Raw genomic sequence first — 14,213 nt, 5'->3', positions numbered from 1 at the left:
GATCATCCCGCTACGACGAAGTTTATCAAAACCGCTCCATGACAGTTTCTTATTTTCAGACATTTTAATAAGTAGAAACACGTATCGACACAAAAATAGTGAACAATCCGGTCACGCATGTAGGATGGTCTAAGCTTTTTAGCAATTAATCGCCCACTTTATCGTTAGGAAAACGAATAGTGTCGCGCAACAAAACCCCCATCGGCATATTCAGGTTAGCACCTTTAGGCGGGATTGGCTTTTTAAACCACTTGTCATACAGCTTTGTGAGCTCTCCGTCATTCATCATCCGTGCCATTTCACGGTCCAGCAAGTCTTTGAAAGCAGGATCATCTTTACGCAACATGACGGCATACGGCTCGGTCGATAAAGAGTCGCCAACAACAGCAAATTTTTCCGGCTCTTTGCTATTGGCGCGGAATCCGTAAAGCAATACGTCATCCATAGGGAATGCATCGGCCTGGAATTTTTCCACCATGCTGAACGATTCCGCATGGTCATTCCCTTCCAGCAAGCGCAAATTCAGGCTACGCGCCTTATCCCTCTCGTGTAACAACTTAACGGTCGTCGTGCCTTTGGTCGTCACGACTTTTTTATCTTTCAGATCGATCCAGTTTTTAATCCCGGCATCCGCACGCACCAACATGCGCGTCGATGCAAAGAAATGGGGGATCGTGAAACTGACTTGCTTGCGACGTTCTGCATTATTCGTTGTGGAACCACATTCCATATCTGCTTTGCCTTCAATAATTGCAGGAATACGGCTGCTTGGTGTGACCAGCAAATAATGCACTTTTAAATTCGGCGCTTTCAGTTCTTTCTTGATGGCGTCGACAAATTTAAGACAGATATCGACGGCATACCCTGTCGGTAACTTTGAGTCGGGGAGATAAGAAAACGGTAAGGATGCCTCACGGTGAGCGATCGTCACCGTCTGGGTTTCTTTTATGTGGCTGAGTGTGTCGGCCATAATTGCGGGAGAAAAACCCGAGGCGAGACAACACAGGGTCCAGAACTTTATCCGGCGGGTTACGGCTTTCATACAAACTCCTTTTAATCATGCTCAGGATAGTAATGAAAAATCTTTCCCTGTTTAAACTAAATATGTATCTGTTTGCAGAATTTAATTTGGATAAATTTATTATTTTCAACAGAATCACGGAAATGCTGTTGAAAAAAACAATACCCATGTTTCTGCATCCCGATAAAGAATACAAAAACATGGGTATTGAAAGAAAAAACAACGCCAGCTTATGGCGGTGGCAAACGATGCAGTATCAGCAGCATCGTCTTGCCGGGGTGACGATTATGGATACAGACCGCGTACCTCACGTGCCTGTAATACACGCGAACAACCAATAATGAAGGCGGCTGTACGCAAGGACACTTTCTTATCTTCAGTCACCTGCCATACAGAACTGAAGGCTTCACGCATGATGCGTGTCAGACGCTGATTAATTTCATCTTCAGTCCAAAAATAGCTGGAGAAATCCTGCACCCATTCGAAATACGACACAGTCACACCACCAGCATTGGCGATCACGTCTGGTACAACCAACACGCCTTTGTCGCGCAAAATATCATCGGCTTCAGGTGTTGTCGGGCCATTCGCACCTTCCAGAATGATGGAAGCACGGATCTGATTCGCATTTTTTGCTGTGATCTGCTGTTCAAGCGCGGCCGGAATCATGATGTCGCAATTCACCGCCCAGAATTCTTCATTTGGCAGTACAGCTTCAACTCCGTCGAATCCAGCGACACTGCCTTTTTCTGCAACGTGTGCCAGAAGTTTGTTCACATCCAGACCGTTAGAATGGAAAATCGTGCCGCCGTGATCCTGAACCGCAACGATTTTTGCGCCAGCTTCAGAAAACAGACGTGCAGCAATACCGCCCACGTTACCGAAACCCTGTACTGCGATTTTTGCGCCAGGCACACTCAGGCCACGTTTGGCAGCAGCTTCGCTACCGACCACAAACACGCCGCGTCCGGTTGCTTCACGACGACCAAGACTGCCGCCAAGAGAAATAGGCTTACCTGTCACAACGCCAGTCGCAGTGCGACCTTCGTTCATCGAGTAGGTATCCATCATCCAAGCCATCGTCTGCTCATTCGTGTTAACGTCTGGTGCCGGAATATCTTTATCCGGGCCAATGATGATGCCGATTTCGGAAGTATAACGACGCGTCATCCGCATCAATTCGCCACGGGATAAGGTTTTCGGGTCAACACGGATACCGCCTTTGGCGCCACCGTAAGGTACATTCACCGCCGAGTTCTTGATCGTCATCCAGGCCGACAAGGCCATCACTTCAGACAAAGTCACATCCTGGTGGAAACGCACGCCACCTTTACCTGGGCCGCGTGAAGTATTGTGCTGTACACGGTAGCCTTCAAAATGAGAAATCGTGCCATCGTCACGCTCAATAGGTACATCAACGATCAGGATACGTTTCGGGCGTTTCAGCGTTTCTACCCAACGCGACAAATGGCCGAGGTAAGGGGTAACGCGATCGATTTGCTCAAGGTAAACGGACCAAGGACCGGTCTCTGTCGGGGTAAGATAGGACGGAATCTGGTGTTGGCTGGACATGGTATGACCTCCTGATATATTGATCTGATTTTTTCTGTCTTTTCCGGAATGCCAATTTTCAGCACCTTCCGAAAGATGATGCATAGTAGTCTTCTCTGGCAAAATTCAGCCAATGCTTTGTTTGCATCAATCTATGCAATAAACGCATAACCATCAAGCGAGATTTTTTAACCGGGATTCGGCGCGCCATAACACTGACATCAATCAGGCTGATTTTTTCTGCTTCTTATCCGCTTTTTTCTGCAACTCTTCCAGGTATTCCCACAATCGCGACACGATCATTTTTCCCGGGCGCTGTACCGACGGGCGCTCGCGATACAAACGAATCTCCATGTTCACTTCCCATGCCCCGCTGCCGCCATCGGCACGTGCCAGTAACTTTTGCTTCACTTCCCGGGTTACGGCGGATTCGGGTAAAAACGCGATGCCGCGCCCTTCCAGCGCCATCATTTTCAAGCCCTCGGCCATATCGGTTTCGTAGCATTTTTCCAGATGCAAAGGGGTACGACCATCATTCAGAATCAGATCAACCATACGCCCCAGATACGCATTATTTGCATAGGCTAAAAATGGTAATGGTGCGTTATCGGTGCCGGGAAACTCAAACTCGGGCACGCCTTGTTTATTGCACCGGGTGTAGGCGCGCAAGGCCTCGGTACCCATGCTGATCATGTCGTACTGGCTCGCATCCAGCAACAAGGGTTGACGCGGATGGTGATAGCACAGCAGCAGGTCACAGCCACCTTCGACCAGCGTCATGACAGCATCGTGCACATTCAGCGCCAGCAGACGGCTGTTGATTTCGCCAAACTCAGATTCCAGCCCGGTCAGCCAGCGCGGAACATAAGTCAACGACAAGGTGTGCGGTACTGCAAAATCGACCGTAGTTTGCGTGCTCGGGCGTTTGCCGCGCAATAAAGCACGGGCATTATTGATCTGCCCCAGCATCGCCAGCGCCTGTTCATAAAACACTTCTCCGGCGTGTGTTAAGCGTGTCGGATAAGATGTGCGGTCGATCAGATCACTGCCCAGCCACGCTTCCAACGATTGTATGCGCCGTGAAAAAGCCGGCTGCGTGACATGTCTCAATTCTGCCGAACGGCTGAAACTATTGGTCTCTGCCAGCGAGACGAAATCTTCTAACCACTTGGTTTCCATTTATGCCCCCGCTGCCGACAAAGACTGCGCAGATGGTGTGCTGCCGTCTTCTTCGCTGACATCATTACCGCTGCTTTGCTGCCGCTCCCACATCTGTGCATATGCGCCTTGTTGCGCCAGTAAATCCTGATGCGTACCGCGCTCGATAAGTCTGCCTTTGTCCATCACCAGAATCTGTCCGGCATCAACGATGGTCGATAAGCGATGTGCGATCACCAGGCTGGTGCGACTGCGCGCGATTTCTTTTAATTGCGCCTGTATCATTTGCTCTGAGCGTGAATCCAGCGCCGAGGTCGCTTCGTCGAAAATCAGTATCGATGGATTTTTCAATAAAGTGCGGGCGATCGCCACACGCTGCTTTTCACCGCCAGATAATTTCAGACCGCGCTCACCCACCATGGTGTTGTAACCATCGGGCAGTGTCTCGATAAATTCATGAATATAAGCGGCTCGGGCAACGGCAATGATTTCATCTTTGGTCGCCCCCGGTTTGCCATAGGCGATGTTGTATTCTATCGTGTCGTTAAACAGCACCGTATCTTGTGGCACGATGCCTATCGCGGCGCGCACGGATGATTGCGTCACGCCGCGCAAATCCTGACCGGCAATGCTGATGCAGCCACTCTGAATATCGTAAAAACGGAACAGCAGACGCGACAGCGTTGACTTACCGGAACCGCTATGCCCCACCACCGCCGTCGTCGTTCCGGCCGGGATCGTGAAATCGACATCAAACAAAATCTGGCGATTGCTTTCATAGCTAAAATTCACATGTGCAAAGCGAATCTCTGCACCATTCTGCGCAGTGATCAGCAGCGGCTTTGCATCAGCGGAATCAGCAATATCCTGATTCTGATCAAGCAGCGAAAACAGTTTCTCAATGTCAGCCAGACTTTGCTTGATTTCACGGTACAACACCCCCAGAAAATTCAGCGGCATATACAACTGCAACATAAATGAATTCACCAGCACCAGATCGCCGAGACTCATCGTGCCATCGATTACGCCCTGCGTCGCACGCCATAAAATCAGCGTGATGGCACTCGCAATAATCAGCGATTGCCCGGTGTTCAACAGCGATAAACTGCTCTGCGATTTGACTGCTGCCGTCTCAAAATTTTTCAATCCCTGATCGTAGCGCTGCGCTTCATATTCCTCATTACCGAAGTACTTCACCGTTTCATAATTCAACAGCGAATCGATCGCCTTAGTATGTGCTTTCGAGTCCAGCTCATTCATCGTGCGGCGGAAATGCGTACGCCATTCCGTCACCGTGATTGTGAAAATAATATACGTCACCAGTGCGCCGAAAGTGATCACGCTGAACCAGATGTCGTAATGCGTACTCAGATAAACCAGCACCAGCGAAATTTCCAGCAAGGTCGGCACGATGCTGAATAAGGCATACGACACCAGCGACGAGACGGCACGGGTACCACGTTCGATGTCGCGAGTGACACCGCCTGTCTGGCGATTCAGATGAAAACGCAAAGACAAAGCGTGCAAATGCCGGAACACCCGCAATGCTATCGTGCGTACGGCTCTTTGCGTCACTTTGGCAAAAATGAATTCACGCAGTTCAGTGAACAAGGTGGTTGATAGCCGCAAGGCGCCATAGCCGATCAGCAGACTCACCGGTAATACCATCAGCGCTGCCGGATGACTTGCCGTCACAGTCAGACTATCGACCAGTTTTTTCAATACAACCGGAACACCGACATTCGCCAGCTTGGCGCCGACCAGAAATGTCAACGCCAGTAATACCCGCCATTTGTAAGCCCATAGATAGGGCAACAAAGTTTTAATCGTCGAGAAATCGCCGCGTGGCTGGTCAGTCGGTGGTAGGTGGGAAGCACTGTTACCTGTATTTTCTCTGCGACGCATCGTAAGAGTCTTTTCCTGAAGTGGTTTATCATGTCGGCAATGCCTGCAATTTGCGCAAAGAATTCTGAGCAACACCATCCGGTCTGATCGTTTACCCTTCTCAGAGCATGATTCCCGATGACTTTTTCTCTGCCAGTGTGCAGGCACATACAACGCCGTATCTCATTTTTTATCATTTTGACGTCTTTGGTCTGAGCAAGATTAAAAAGAACAGCCAGGCCGACGTTGAATAAATATCTGAGAGATGGATTTACTCTGATTGTAACGTTTTAAGGAAACTCCCGATGACTGATCATCACCAAACCACTCTTCCGGCAGGTATGCCAACCCTGCGCGTCATGCCTATGCCATCGGATGCGAATGTGCATGGCGACGTTTTTGGCGGCTGGATCATGTCGCAAGTCGATATTGCCGGCGCTATTCCGGCTGCCCGCCGCGCTAACGGCCGGGTGGCAACGATTGCCGTGAATTCTTTCCTGTTTAAACAACCGGTGTTTGTCGGCGATTTATTGTCGTTTTACGCGCAGATCGTCAAGGTAGGCAATACCTCTATCACGATAGAGGTCGAAGTTTACGCGGAACGTAATCGCCTGCAAGCCAGCACTGTCAAGGTGACCGAAGCAACTTTAACTTATGTTGCAACGGGTGAAGACAGAAAACCACGTCAGATTCCGCCACTGGAATCCGTTTCGTCCGGCGTCTGAGGATAAATCAAGTGCCGTCACGTCGTCTGTTTTTACAACGCAGCCTGCAACTGACTGCGCTTGCAGCGTTGTCGCAGGCGTTTCCGGGTTATGCGGCAGAACGCAGCAAAGTTTATCCGTTCACGCTGGGCGTCGCGTCAGGCTCGCCGCGCCACGACAGCGTTGTTATCTGGACGCGCTTACTGCCTGATCCTTTGAATGCTCAGGCGCTCGCGCCTATGGTCTACAAAGTCTTGTGGGAAGTCGCTGAAGACGAGGGATTTAAGCGTATCGTCAACAAAGGTGAAGTGTTTGCGCTGCCGGATCTGGCGCACAGTGTGCATGTCGATGTGACGGGCTTGTCACCCGGGCGCTGGTATTGGTATCGATTTATTCATGGCGATGCGATCAGCCCGGTCGCCCGCACACGTACCGCGCCGGCGATGGATGCACCGCTCAGCACCTTGAAATTGGCCGTGGCGTCCTGCCAGCATTGGGAATTCGGTGAATATGCGGCACATCGCCACATCGAGCAAGCCAATCCCGATCTGGTCGCCTTTCTCGGCGATTACATTTACGAATGGGGTCCTTACGACCTGAAGCATCCGGCCAAACCGCGCCGACGCGATATTGAAAGCAGCAATCTGGAGGAATATCGCGCCCGTTATGCGCAATACAAATCCGATCCGCAACTGCAGGCGGCACACCATGCGGCACCCTGGCTGGTAACCTGGGACGATCACGAAGTCTGCAATGATTACGGCAACGAGCGTGATGAACGTCTGGATGCTAATTTCATCCTGCGCCGCGCTGCTGCCTATCAGGCATTTTACGAACACATGCCTGTGCGGCTGCACAAAGTGACCGTGCTGCCGTCACAGTTTGCCCACATGCGCATTTACGAGCGCTTTGACTGGGGCAGGCTGGCACGTTTTCATGTGCTCGATGACCGTCAATACCGCTCGCCGCAAATCTGCGCCAAACCGGGACGCGGCGGCGCCAATGTCGTCACGCAGGCTGAGTGCACCAGTCGCAATGACAGCGCATTAACGCTGCTCGGTGCGGAACAGGAAAAATGGCTGGCACAAGGTCTGGCAAGCTCGCAGGCGAAGTGGAATATTCTGACGCAGCAAACCTTCATGGCGCAAACCAATCTGAGCAATGTGAATGTGGACGGTGAAGGAAAATTCTGGACTGATGGCTGGGACGGTTATCCGGCAGCACGCCAACGTTTGTTTGATGATATTGAAAAACACCGGCCTTCGAATACTGTCGTGATTTCCGGCGACGTTCACACGTTTTATGCCGCCAATCTGAAACGCGATTTCTGGAAAAAATCTTCGCCGGACAACCCGGTACTGGCAACCGAATTTTGCGGCACCTCGATCACCTCCAATTCGCGCCCGCAAGAACGTACCGATCAGATCGTTGCGCAGAATCCGCATATCAAATATGGCCGCAGCGATAAACGCGGATTCATGTTGCTGGACATCTCCGCCAACAAAATGCTGACGCAGTTCGTTGCAGTGGATGATGTCAGCAAAGCGGATTCGGGAATCAGTACGCTCAAAAGTTTTGTGGTCGAAGACGGTAAAGCCGGACTCGTCAGTATCTGAAACTGCGGCGGCAATAAAAAAGGAAGGCAATGCCTTCCTTTTTTTGCATCTTCACGCCGTCTGGATACGGTAAATATACTCCCACCAGTATATAAAATCCCCCCTTATTTTATGCCGACAATAGGCAGTTTTTATATAAAAGAGGGGGGAGTATCCTTCATTCAGCAAATTAATACCGATGAATTATCGAGTCAGCGCCGCTGCCATCACACGATCAAGCCGGTTTCTTTTCATCACGTAATTCACGACGCAAGATTTTACCGACATTCGTTTTCGGCAATTCGAGACGGAATTCTATGTACTTCGGTTTCTTGTACGCAGTGAATTGCTCTTTGCAATAATCCATTAACTGATCGACCGTTAATGAAGGATCTTTGCGCACCACAAACAATTTCACCGCTTCACCGGAATTCGCATCCGGCACGCCGATACACGCACATTCAAGCACGCCTGGATGCAATGCGACCACGCCTTCGATTTCATTCGGATACACATTGAAGCCAGACACCAAAATCATGTCTTTCTTACGATCGACAATCGTGGTGTAACCGCGGAAATCCATGATGCCGACGTCACCGCTTTTGAAGAAGCCATCAGGCGTCATCACTTTTGCGGTTTCTTCCGGCATGTTCCAGTAACCCGCCATCACCTGCGGGCCACGAATCGCGATTTCACCTGCATGTCCCAACGGCAGACGATTACCATCGTCATCCAGAATCGCAATTTCTGTGGATGGAATCGGCAGACCGATCGTGCCGGAAAACTCTTTAGTATCCGGTAAGTTGGCAGTCGCGACTGGCGATGTTTCAGACAAACCATAACCTTCAGCGATTGCACAGCCGGTGATTTTCAACCATTTATCGGCCACGGCTTTCTGCACTGCCATGCCGCCGCCACTACAGATTTCATAACCGGAAAAATCCAGTTTGGCGAATTCAGGATTATTCAACAAGCCGTTATACAAGGTATTCACTGCAGGGAAAATATTGACCTTGTAGTTTTTGAGTTCTTTGATGAAGCCGGGAATATCACGTGGATTCGGAATCAGCAGATTCATCGCACCGATACGGGTGCCCAGCAAACTGCAGACCGTCAGCGCAAAGATATGATACAGAGGCAGAGCACAGACGATGATGCGCGCATCATCTTTATGTCCGGACATGCTCGGGGTCAGCCAGGCGTCATTCTGCAAGACATTCGCAACCACATTTCTGTGCAGCAGTGTCGCACCTTTGGAAACACCTGTCGTGCCACCGGTGTACTGCAGGAACGCGACGTCATCACGATGGATCTCGACTGCTTTTAAGCTCAGTGAATCGGCTTCCGACAACACTTGATTGAATCGTTTTGCGTTCGGCAAAGAAAAAGCGGGCACCATTTTCTTAACATTACGAACAACAAAATTCACCAGCAGGCCTTTAAGGCCGAGCATGTCGCCCATACTGGCGACTACAACGTGTTTTACCTGTGTTTTCTGAATCACATGTTCCAGCGTTGTCGCGAAATTCTCTAGGATAAAGATCGCTTCTGCACCCGAGTCTTTTAACTGATGCTCGAGCTCACGCGGGGTGTACAGCGGATTGACGTTCACGACCACATAACCGGCACGCAGAATGGCCGCCATCACGACAGGATACTGCAAAACGTTTGGCATCATGATCGCAACACGGGCGCCTTTTTTCAGCCCCTGCTGCTGTAACCACGCACCAACTTTTTGCGACATCAGATCCAGCTTGCCGTAAGTCAGATATTTCCCCATGCAAGCGTACGCATTGCGGGCAGAAAATTTCTTAAATGCCTCTTCAAGTAACTGCACCAGTGACTGATATTGCGTCACGTCTATTTCTGCAGGCATGCCTTCCGGGTAGGATTTAAGCCAGAATTTTTCCGTCGTTTCCATCTGTATTTCCTTGTCTCTGATTGTTGTTCTGTTGATCATCTGTCACTGCACAGAATATTAAAGCATGGTCGTTCTTTTTAATAGTAACAATATCCCGAGAGCCGATGCTATCGGCTAAGTGAAACTAAGGCAAGCATTTTGCGCTAACCTGAAAGCATCCTCTATTAACTTGCTGCAACGCACAATAAGATGCACTCAAATCCTGGCATTTTACTGATACAGCACAAAACTGCGCAGGTAAAACGTGGTGATTTATGCGGCCTCAGGCTTTCTCCACCTGCACCAGGACATCGTAAAAAGTCGGGCCGCCGCCCATATCCGTTAATTGCTGACTGGTGACTTCATTCGCATTCTTATGGTCGCTGGCAAGTTTTTTCCACCAGATAGATAAACCCACAACCAGCCCCTGCCGCGCTTTATCCGTGACACGTGCCACCGCCACGAAACTGCCGCGATCATTGAAAATTCTGACCTGATCTCCGTCATTGATCTGCCGGAAAGTGGCATCGTCAGGATGAATATCCAGATGAGGCACGCCTTCGGTATCGCGCAGGCTTTGTACATTCACAAACGTCGAATTCAGAAAATTGCGTGCTGGCGGCGAAATCATAGCCAGAGGAAAACGTGCGCCCAGTTGCGGATTCGCCGCGACGGATTCATACGGCGGAATATAGGTGGGCAAAGGGTCGAAACCATCCTTGCGCATACTCTCGCTATAAAACTCACACTTGCCGGATGGTGTCGCAAAACCGCCTTCGGCAAATGGCGCTGGCTTGACATTGACTTTCTGCCAGCCAGTCTTCTTCAGCGACGCCCAGTCAAAATGGATTGCACGTTCATCGTTTTTGTGAAAAGCCTGACTCGCCATCTCATCGTCAGACTCGTCAAAACACGCATCATCAAAACCCATTTTCTTCGCCAATAGTCGGAAAATTTCGCTGTTTGGTTTGGCTTCACCTAACGGAGCAATGGCTGGATTGTTCGCCATCATGTACAGATGACCGTAGGTCGTGTGTACATCGGTGTGCTCCAGCTGCGTCGTTGCTGGTAACAAAATGTCGGCATAATCTGCGGTATCCGTTTGAAAATGCTCAATGACAACGGTGAACAAATCCTCGCGGGCGAATCCCTGTGCCACTTTTGAAGACTGCGGTGCGACCGCGACGGGGTTCGAGTTATACACAATGACAGCGTCAATTTTCGAACCGAACTCTGCGCTGCTTTGCTTTAACAAATCGTCACCTATCGTACTCATATTGATCGTGCGTCGCGGCTGCCCTTGCGGAAACAAGTCTGGTCTCTGCAAATACGATACGTTTTTCGGAAATGCATCGGATAAAGATAATTGCACGCCACCGGCCGCATGTCGCCATGCGCCAACTAATGCGGGTAAGCAGGCAATATTCCGGACAGCCATACCGCCGCCATGAACGCGCTGTACGCCATAGTTCATACGAATCAGGCTTGCCTCACCACGTTGCGCACAATGTCCGTAATCGCGTGCAAGCTGAATTACTTCCTCTGCTGTAATACCGCAAGTGGCGGCGACACGCTCAGGTGTCCATTCTGCAACCCGTTGGCTGAGCTGCTCGAAACCCAGTGTGTGTTGCGCGATGTAGTCGTGGTCAAGCAGATCTTCTGCAATCAGAACATGCATTAAACCCAAAGCTAGTGCGGTGTCAGTCCCTGGCAGCAGAGCGATATGCTGATGGCATTTTTCTGCTGTCAGCGAACGATAGGGATCAATCGCAATTAATTTGGCGCCATTGCGTTTGGCTTCCTGCACCCGCATCCAGAAATGCAGATTCGATGCAATCGGATTACCACCCCAGATCAGTATCAGCCTGGCATTTTGCGCCTGCTCAGTGTCAGTACCGATACGGGAACCAAGAGTATATTTATAGCCGACACCGCCCGCCGTGGCGCATATTGTACGATACAGAAACGATGCGCCTATCTTATGAAAAAATCGCTGCGCCATGCCATCACCCTGCAGCAAACCCATGGTTCCGGCATAGCTGTATGGCAAAATCGCCAGCGGATCTCTGCTGGCCACTGTCTTCAGCTTGTCGCTGATGATATTCAGCGCTTCTTCCCAACTGATGCGTTCAAACTTACCTTCCCCTTTTTTACCTGTCCGCTTCTGTGGATATAACAGGCGATCGGCATGATAAGTCCGCTCGGTATAACGGGAAACCTTAGTACACAAAACACCGGCAGTCGTTGGATGCTCAGGATCTCCTTTTACTGCAATGGCTTTACCATCCTCTACATGTACCAATAGCGCACAGGTATCCGGGCAATCATGCGGACAAACCGCACGTACTATTTCACTACTCATTCTGACTCCTGAAAAGATGGCTCACGAAGAAAAATAGTGAGTGAGCATCCATAAATTTTTTCCATTTGATCGGCACGCTCGTTGACGCACACCTCTGACGTTCGCTCTGGCAAACAAAATCAAGGCAACTGATCCTGTGCCGTACCGAGGCGAATTCCTGCATTCAGTCTTTCTAATTCGAGCAGAGCCGCTGAATGGTCTGCGGTTGGGTAACGAGTAGATAGGTTTCGATAAATATCCGTGACCAGGCTGGTCAATGGCAAGTCCAAACCCGCATCTGACGCCGCCCTCTGAATATTTTCCATATCTTTGGTCTGCGTTTTGACTTGTCCTCCGGGCATAAAACTACGATCCAGCATGCGCTGCCCATGTACTTCCAGAATCCGGCTCTCAGCGAATCCGCCCCGCAAAGCCTGGCGTACAGCGACGGGATCAGCGCCGCCGGCCTGTGCCAGCAACAATGCCTCCGCAACGATATTGATTGTGCCGCCCACAATGAGCTGATTACACAATTTCGCCAGCTGCCCACAACCCGGAGCACCGACGTGCGTCGGATGCCCCAGAACTTTTAATATTTCCTCTATCCGCGCATACGTGTCAGGTGTCGCACCAACCATAATGGCCAGCGTTCCAGCCTGCGCGCCAATCACACCGCCTGAAACCGGAGCATCAGCAAAAGCAATGCCTTTGCTCAACAATGCCTCGTTTAGTGCTTTCGCCTCTGATTGGCGGGTTGAACTCATATCGATAACAATGCTGCCAGCTTTCAGGTAGGGCATGACTTGTCGCATGACATCTTCAACTACCGGCCCTGAGTCCAGCATAGTAATGAGCACGTCGGCAAACCAGTCACCAGCATTGACTGCATCCTCTGGTCTGTCTGCAGTGAGCGCACCATATTGTCGCAAGGCGTCGGCCTTTGAACTGGTGCGGTTCCAGACCGTAAGCGCATAACCTGCCTCGAGCAAACGAATTGCCATCGGGCGTCCCATCAAACCAATCCCTAAAAATCCTATTCGTATTTTCTTTGTCATTATATTTTCCGATAGCTGAACGGATTAAATATTATCGTCTTTTCGCGTCCGGTGAAGCTGAATGAAAATTCCAGCCATGTTATTCTTCAACTTTTACTCCACCTTCTTAAGCAGCGTATGACAACCTTTAATAAAAAAATCCTTTTGGCCGGAGTTGGACTTCTGCTAGCCCATGCCAGTTCATTTGCCGTAGATTCAGTTTCCGCAGAATTTGCCAGTGGTAATAAGTCACAGTTTGTGCGTGGCGGAGCTCAATGGGACTGGGACAATGCCTGGTTCAAATCGAATGGTACACAAGTAGGCGGGTACTGGGATGCTACGCTGACTCAATGGCGTAATAATGCCTATCAAGGAGTATCGGGAGCGACTCAAAATATTACTGATGTCGGCATCACCCCAGTCTTTCGCTTTCAGAATGAGAATAAAAAAGGGCTTTATGCCGAAGCGGGGATCGGTCTGCATTTATTCTCCCACGTCTATAACAACAACGGCCGCGCCTTTTCGACGGCATTCCAGTTCGGAGACCACATCGGCGTAGGCTACGTGTTCAACAACGGCTGGGAAGCTGGCCTCAAGATTCAGCATTTCTCCAACGGCGCTATTAAAAAGCCCAACCCTGGAGTGAATGTCGCCACGGTTAAAGTTGGCTACCACTTCTAAGTTGTAGAGAATCGGGGAAGCAAAGTCAACAAAGGAGCCTGCGGGCTCCTTTTTCTTTACCCGGCGTAGTGACCGCTGGTCAGTAAGAGCGAAGAACAGAAGACGGCTGAATAAGGAGTGGTAATGGGAAGAGAAGTCGGAATCTGGAATAAAGCCGCCAGCGCCGAAGCATGATGATCCTGCCGCATTAATCCAGCAGTACTATAAAGTATCCCGCAAAAGCAAAACCCCCCGTTACGCTAGTAACGGGGGGTTCGCAGAATACAAGCCTGACGATAACCTACTTTCACACTGGTTGCAGCACTATCATTGGCGCAGAGTCGTTTCACGGTCCTGTTCGGGAT

At 50.3% G+C, this 14,213-nt stretch carries 11 protein-coding genes; 4 read left to right on the top strand and 7 right to left on the bottom strand.

What is annotated here, in order from left to right:
- Positions 1-145: 145 nt before the first annotated feature.
- Positions 146-1,042, bottom strand: a complete 897-nt coding sequence (locus H8K26_RS08640; protein WP_186882754.1) for an amino acid ABC transporter substrate-binding protein — start codon at positions 1,040-1,042, stop codon at positions 146-148.
- Between the two features lie 32 nt (positions 1,043-1,074).
- Here H8K26_RS08640 and H8K26_RS08635 point away from each other — a divergent pair, with 32 nt between their 5' ends.
- Positions 1,075-1,362, top strand: a complete 288-nt coding sequence (locus H8K26_RS08635) for a hypothetical protein (RefSeq protein WP_186882753.1) — start codon at positions 1,075-1,077, stop codon at positions 1,360-1,362.
- Here H8K26_RS08635 and H8K26_RS08630 read toward each other — a convergent pair.
- The 3 genes from H8K26_RS08630 to H8K26_RS08620 all read right to left on the bottom strand — a co-directional run bounded on the left by H8K26_RS08630 (position 1,307) and on the right by H8K26_RS08620 (position 5,635).
- Positions 1,307-2,593: a Glu/Leu/Phe/Val family dehydrogenase gene (locus H8K26_RS08630; protein ID WP_186882752.1), complete on the bottom strand. Its 1,287-nt coding sequence runs from the start codon at positions 2,591-2,593 to the stop codon at positions 1,307-1,309. The two genes, H8K26_RS08635 and H8K26_RS08630, sit on opposite strands and share 56 nt — an antisense overlap.
- A 204-nt stretch (positions 2,594-2,797) precedes the next feature.
- On the bottom strand, positions 2,798-3,751 hold the full coding sequence (locus H8K26_RS08625; RefSeq protein ID WP_186882751.1) for a LysR family transcriptional regulator: 954 nt from the start codon (positions 3,749-3,751) through the stop codon (positions 2,798-2,800).
- Positions 3,752-5,635 carry an ABCB family ABC transporter ATP-binding protein/permease gene (locus H8K26_RS08620; protein WP_190478885.1) on the bottom strand — a complete coding sequence of 628 codons (1,884 nt, stop codon included), beginning with the start codon at positions 5,633-5,635 and terminating at the stop codon, positions 3,752-3,754.
- A 284-nt stretch (positions 5,636-5,919) separates the two neighbouring features.
- Between H8K26_RS08620 and H8K26_RS08615 the strand changes: the two genes are divergently transcribed.
- A complete protein-coding gene (locus H8K26_RS08615; RefSeq protein ID WP_186882749.1) occupies positions 5,920-6,339 on the top strand; it encodes an acyl-CoA thioesterase in 420 nt (139 codons plus the stop codon).
- Between the two features lie 11 nt (positions 6,340-6,350).
- Positions 6,351-7,934 carry an alkaline phosphatase D family protein gene (locus H8K26_RS08610; RefSeq protein ID WP_190478883.1) on the top strand — a complete coding sequence of 528 codons (1,584 nt, stop codon included), beginning with the start codon at positions 6,351-6,353 and terminating at the stop codon, positions 7,932-7,934.
- A 214-nt stretch (positions 7,935-8,148) separates the two neighbouring features.
- Here the strand turns inward: H8K26_RS08610 and H8K26_RS08605 are convergent, their stop codons facing one another.
- From H8K26_RS08605 to H8K26_RS08595, 3 genes are all read right to left on the bottom strand, one after another.
- Positions 8,149-9,834 (bottom strand): long-chain-fatty-acid--CoA ligase, encoded by a 1,686-nt coding sequence (locus H8K26_RS08605; protein WP_190478882.1) that lies wholly within the window; start codon positions 9,832-9,834, stop codon positions 8,149-8,151.
- 262 nt (positions 9,835-10,096) lie between these two features.
- Positions 10,097-12,175 (bottom strand): molybdopterin-containing oxidoreductase family protein, encoded by a 2,079-nt coding sequence (locus H8K26_RS08600; protein ID WP_190478880.1) that lies wholly within the window; start codon positions 12,173-12,175, stop codon positions 10,097-10,099.
- Positions 12,176-12,294: 119 nt separating this feature from the next.
- Positions 12,295-13,209, bottom strand: coding sequence for an NAD(P)-dependent oxidoreductase (locus tag H8K26_RS08595; RefSeq protein ID WP_190478878.1), 915 nt, complete (start codon positions 13,207-13,209; stop codon positions 12,295-12,297).
- A 117-nt stretch (positions 13,210-13,326) separates the two neighbouring features.
- On the opposite strand from H8K26_RS08595, the gene H8K26_RS08590 reads away from it, so the two are divergent.
- The gene (locus H8K26_RS08590; protein ID WP_190478876.1) at positions 13,327-13,869 is read left to right on the top strand and encodes an acyloxyacyl hydrolase; all 543 of its coding nucleotides are present in this window, start codon (positions 13,327-13,329) and stop codon (positions 13,867-13,869) included.
- Positions 13,870-14,213: the final 344 nt, after the last annotated feature.

This window comes from Cognatundibacterium aquatile (assembly GCF_014699135.1).
Taxonomy (GTDB): Bacteria; Pseudomonadota; Gammaproteobacteria; order Burkholderiales; family Burkholderiaceae_D; genus Undibacterium; species Undibacterium aquatile.
The sequence above is the reverse complement of the archived record's forward strand: the minus strand, read 5'-3'. Positions and strand labels throughout refer to the sequence as shown.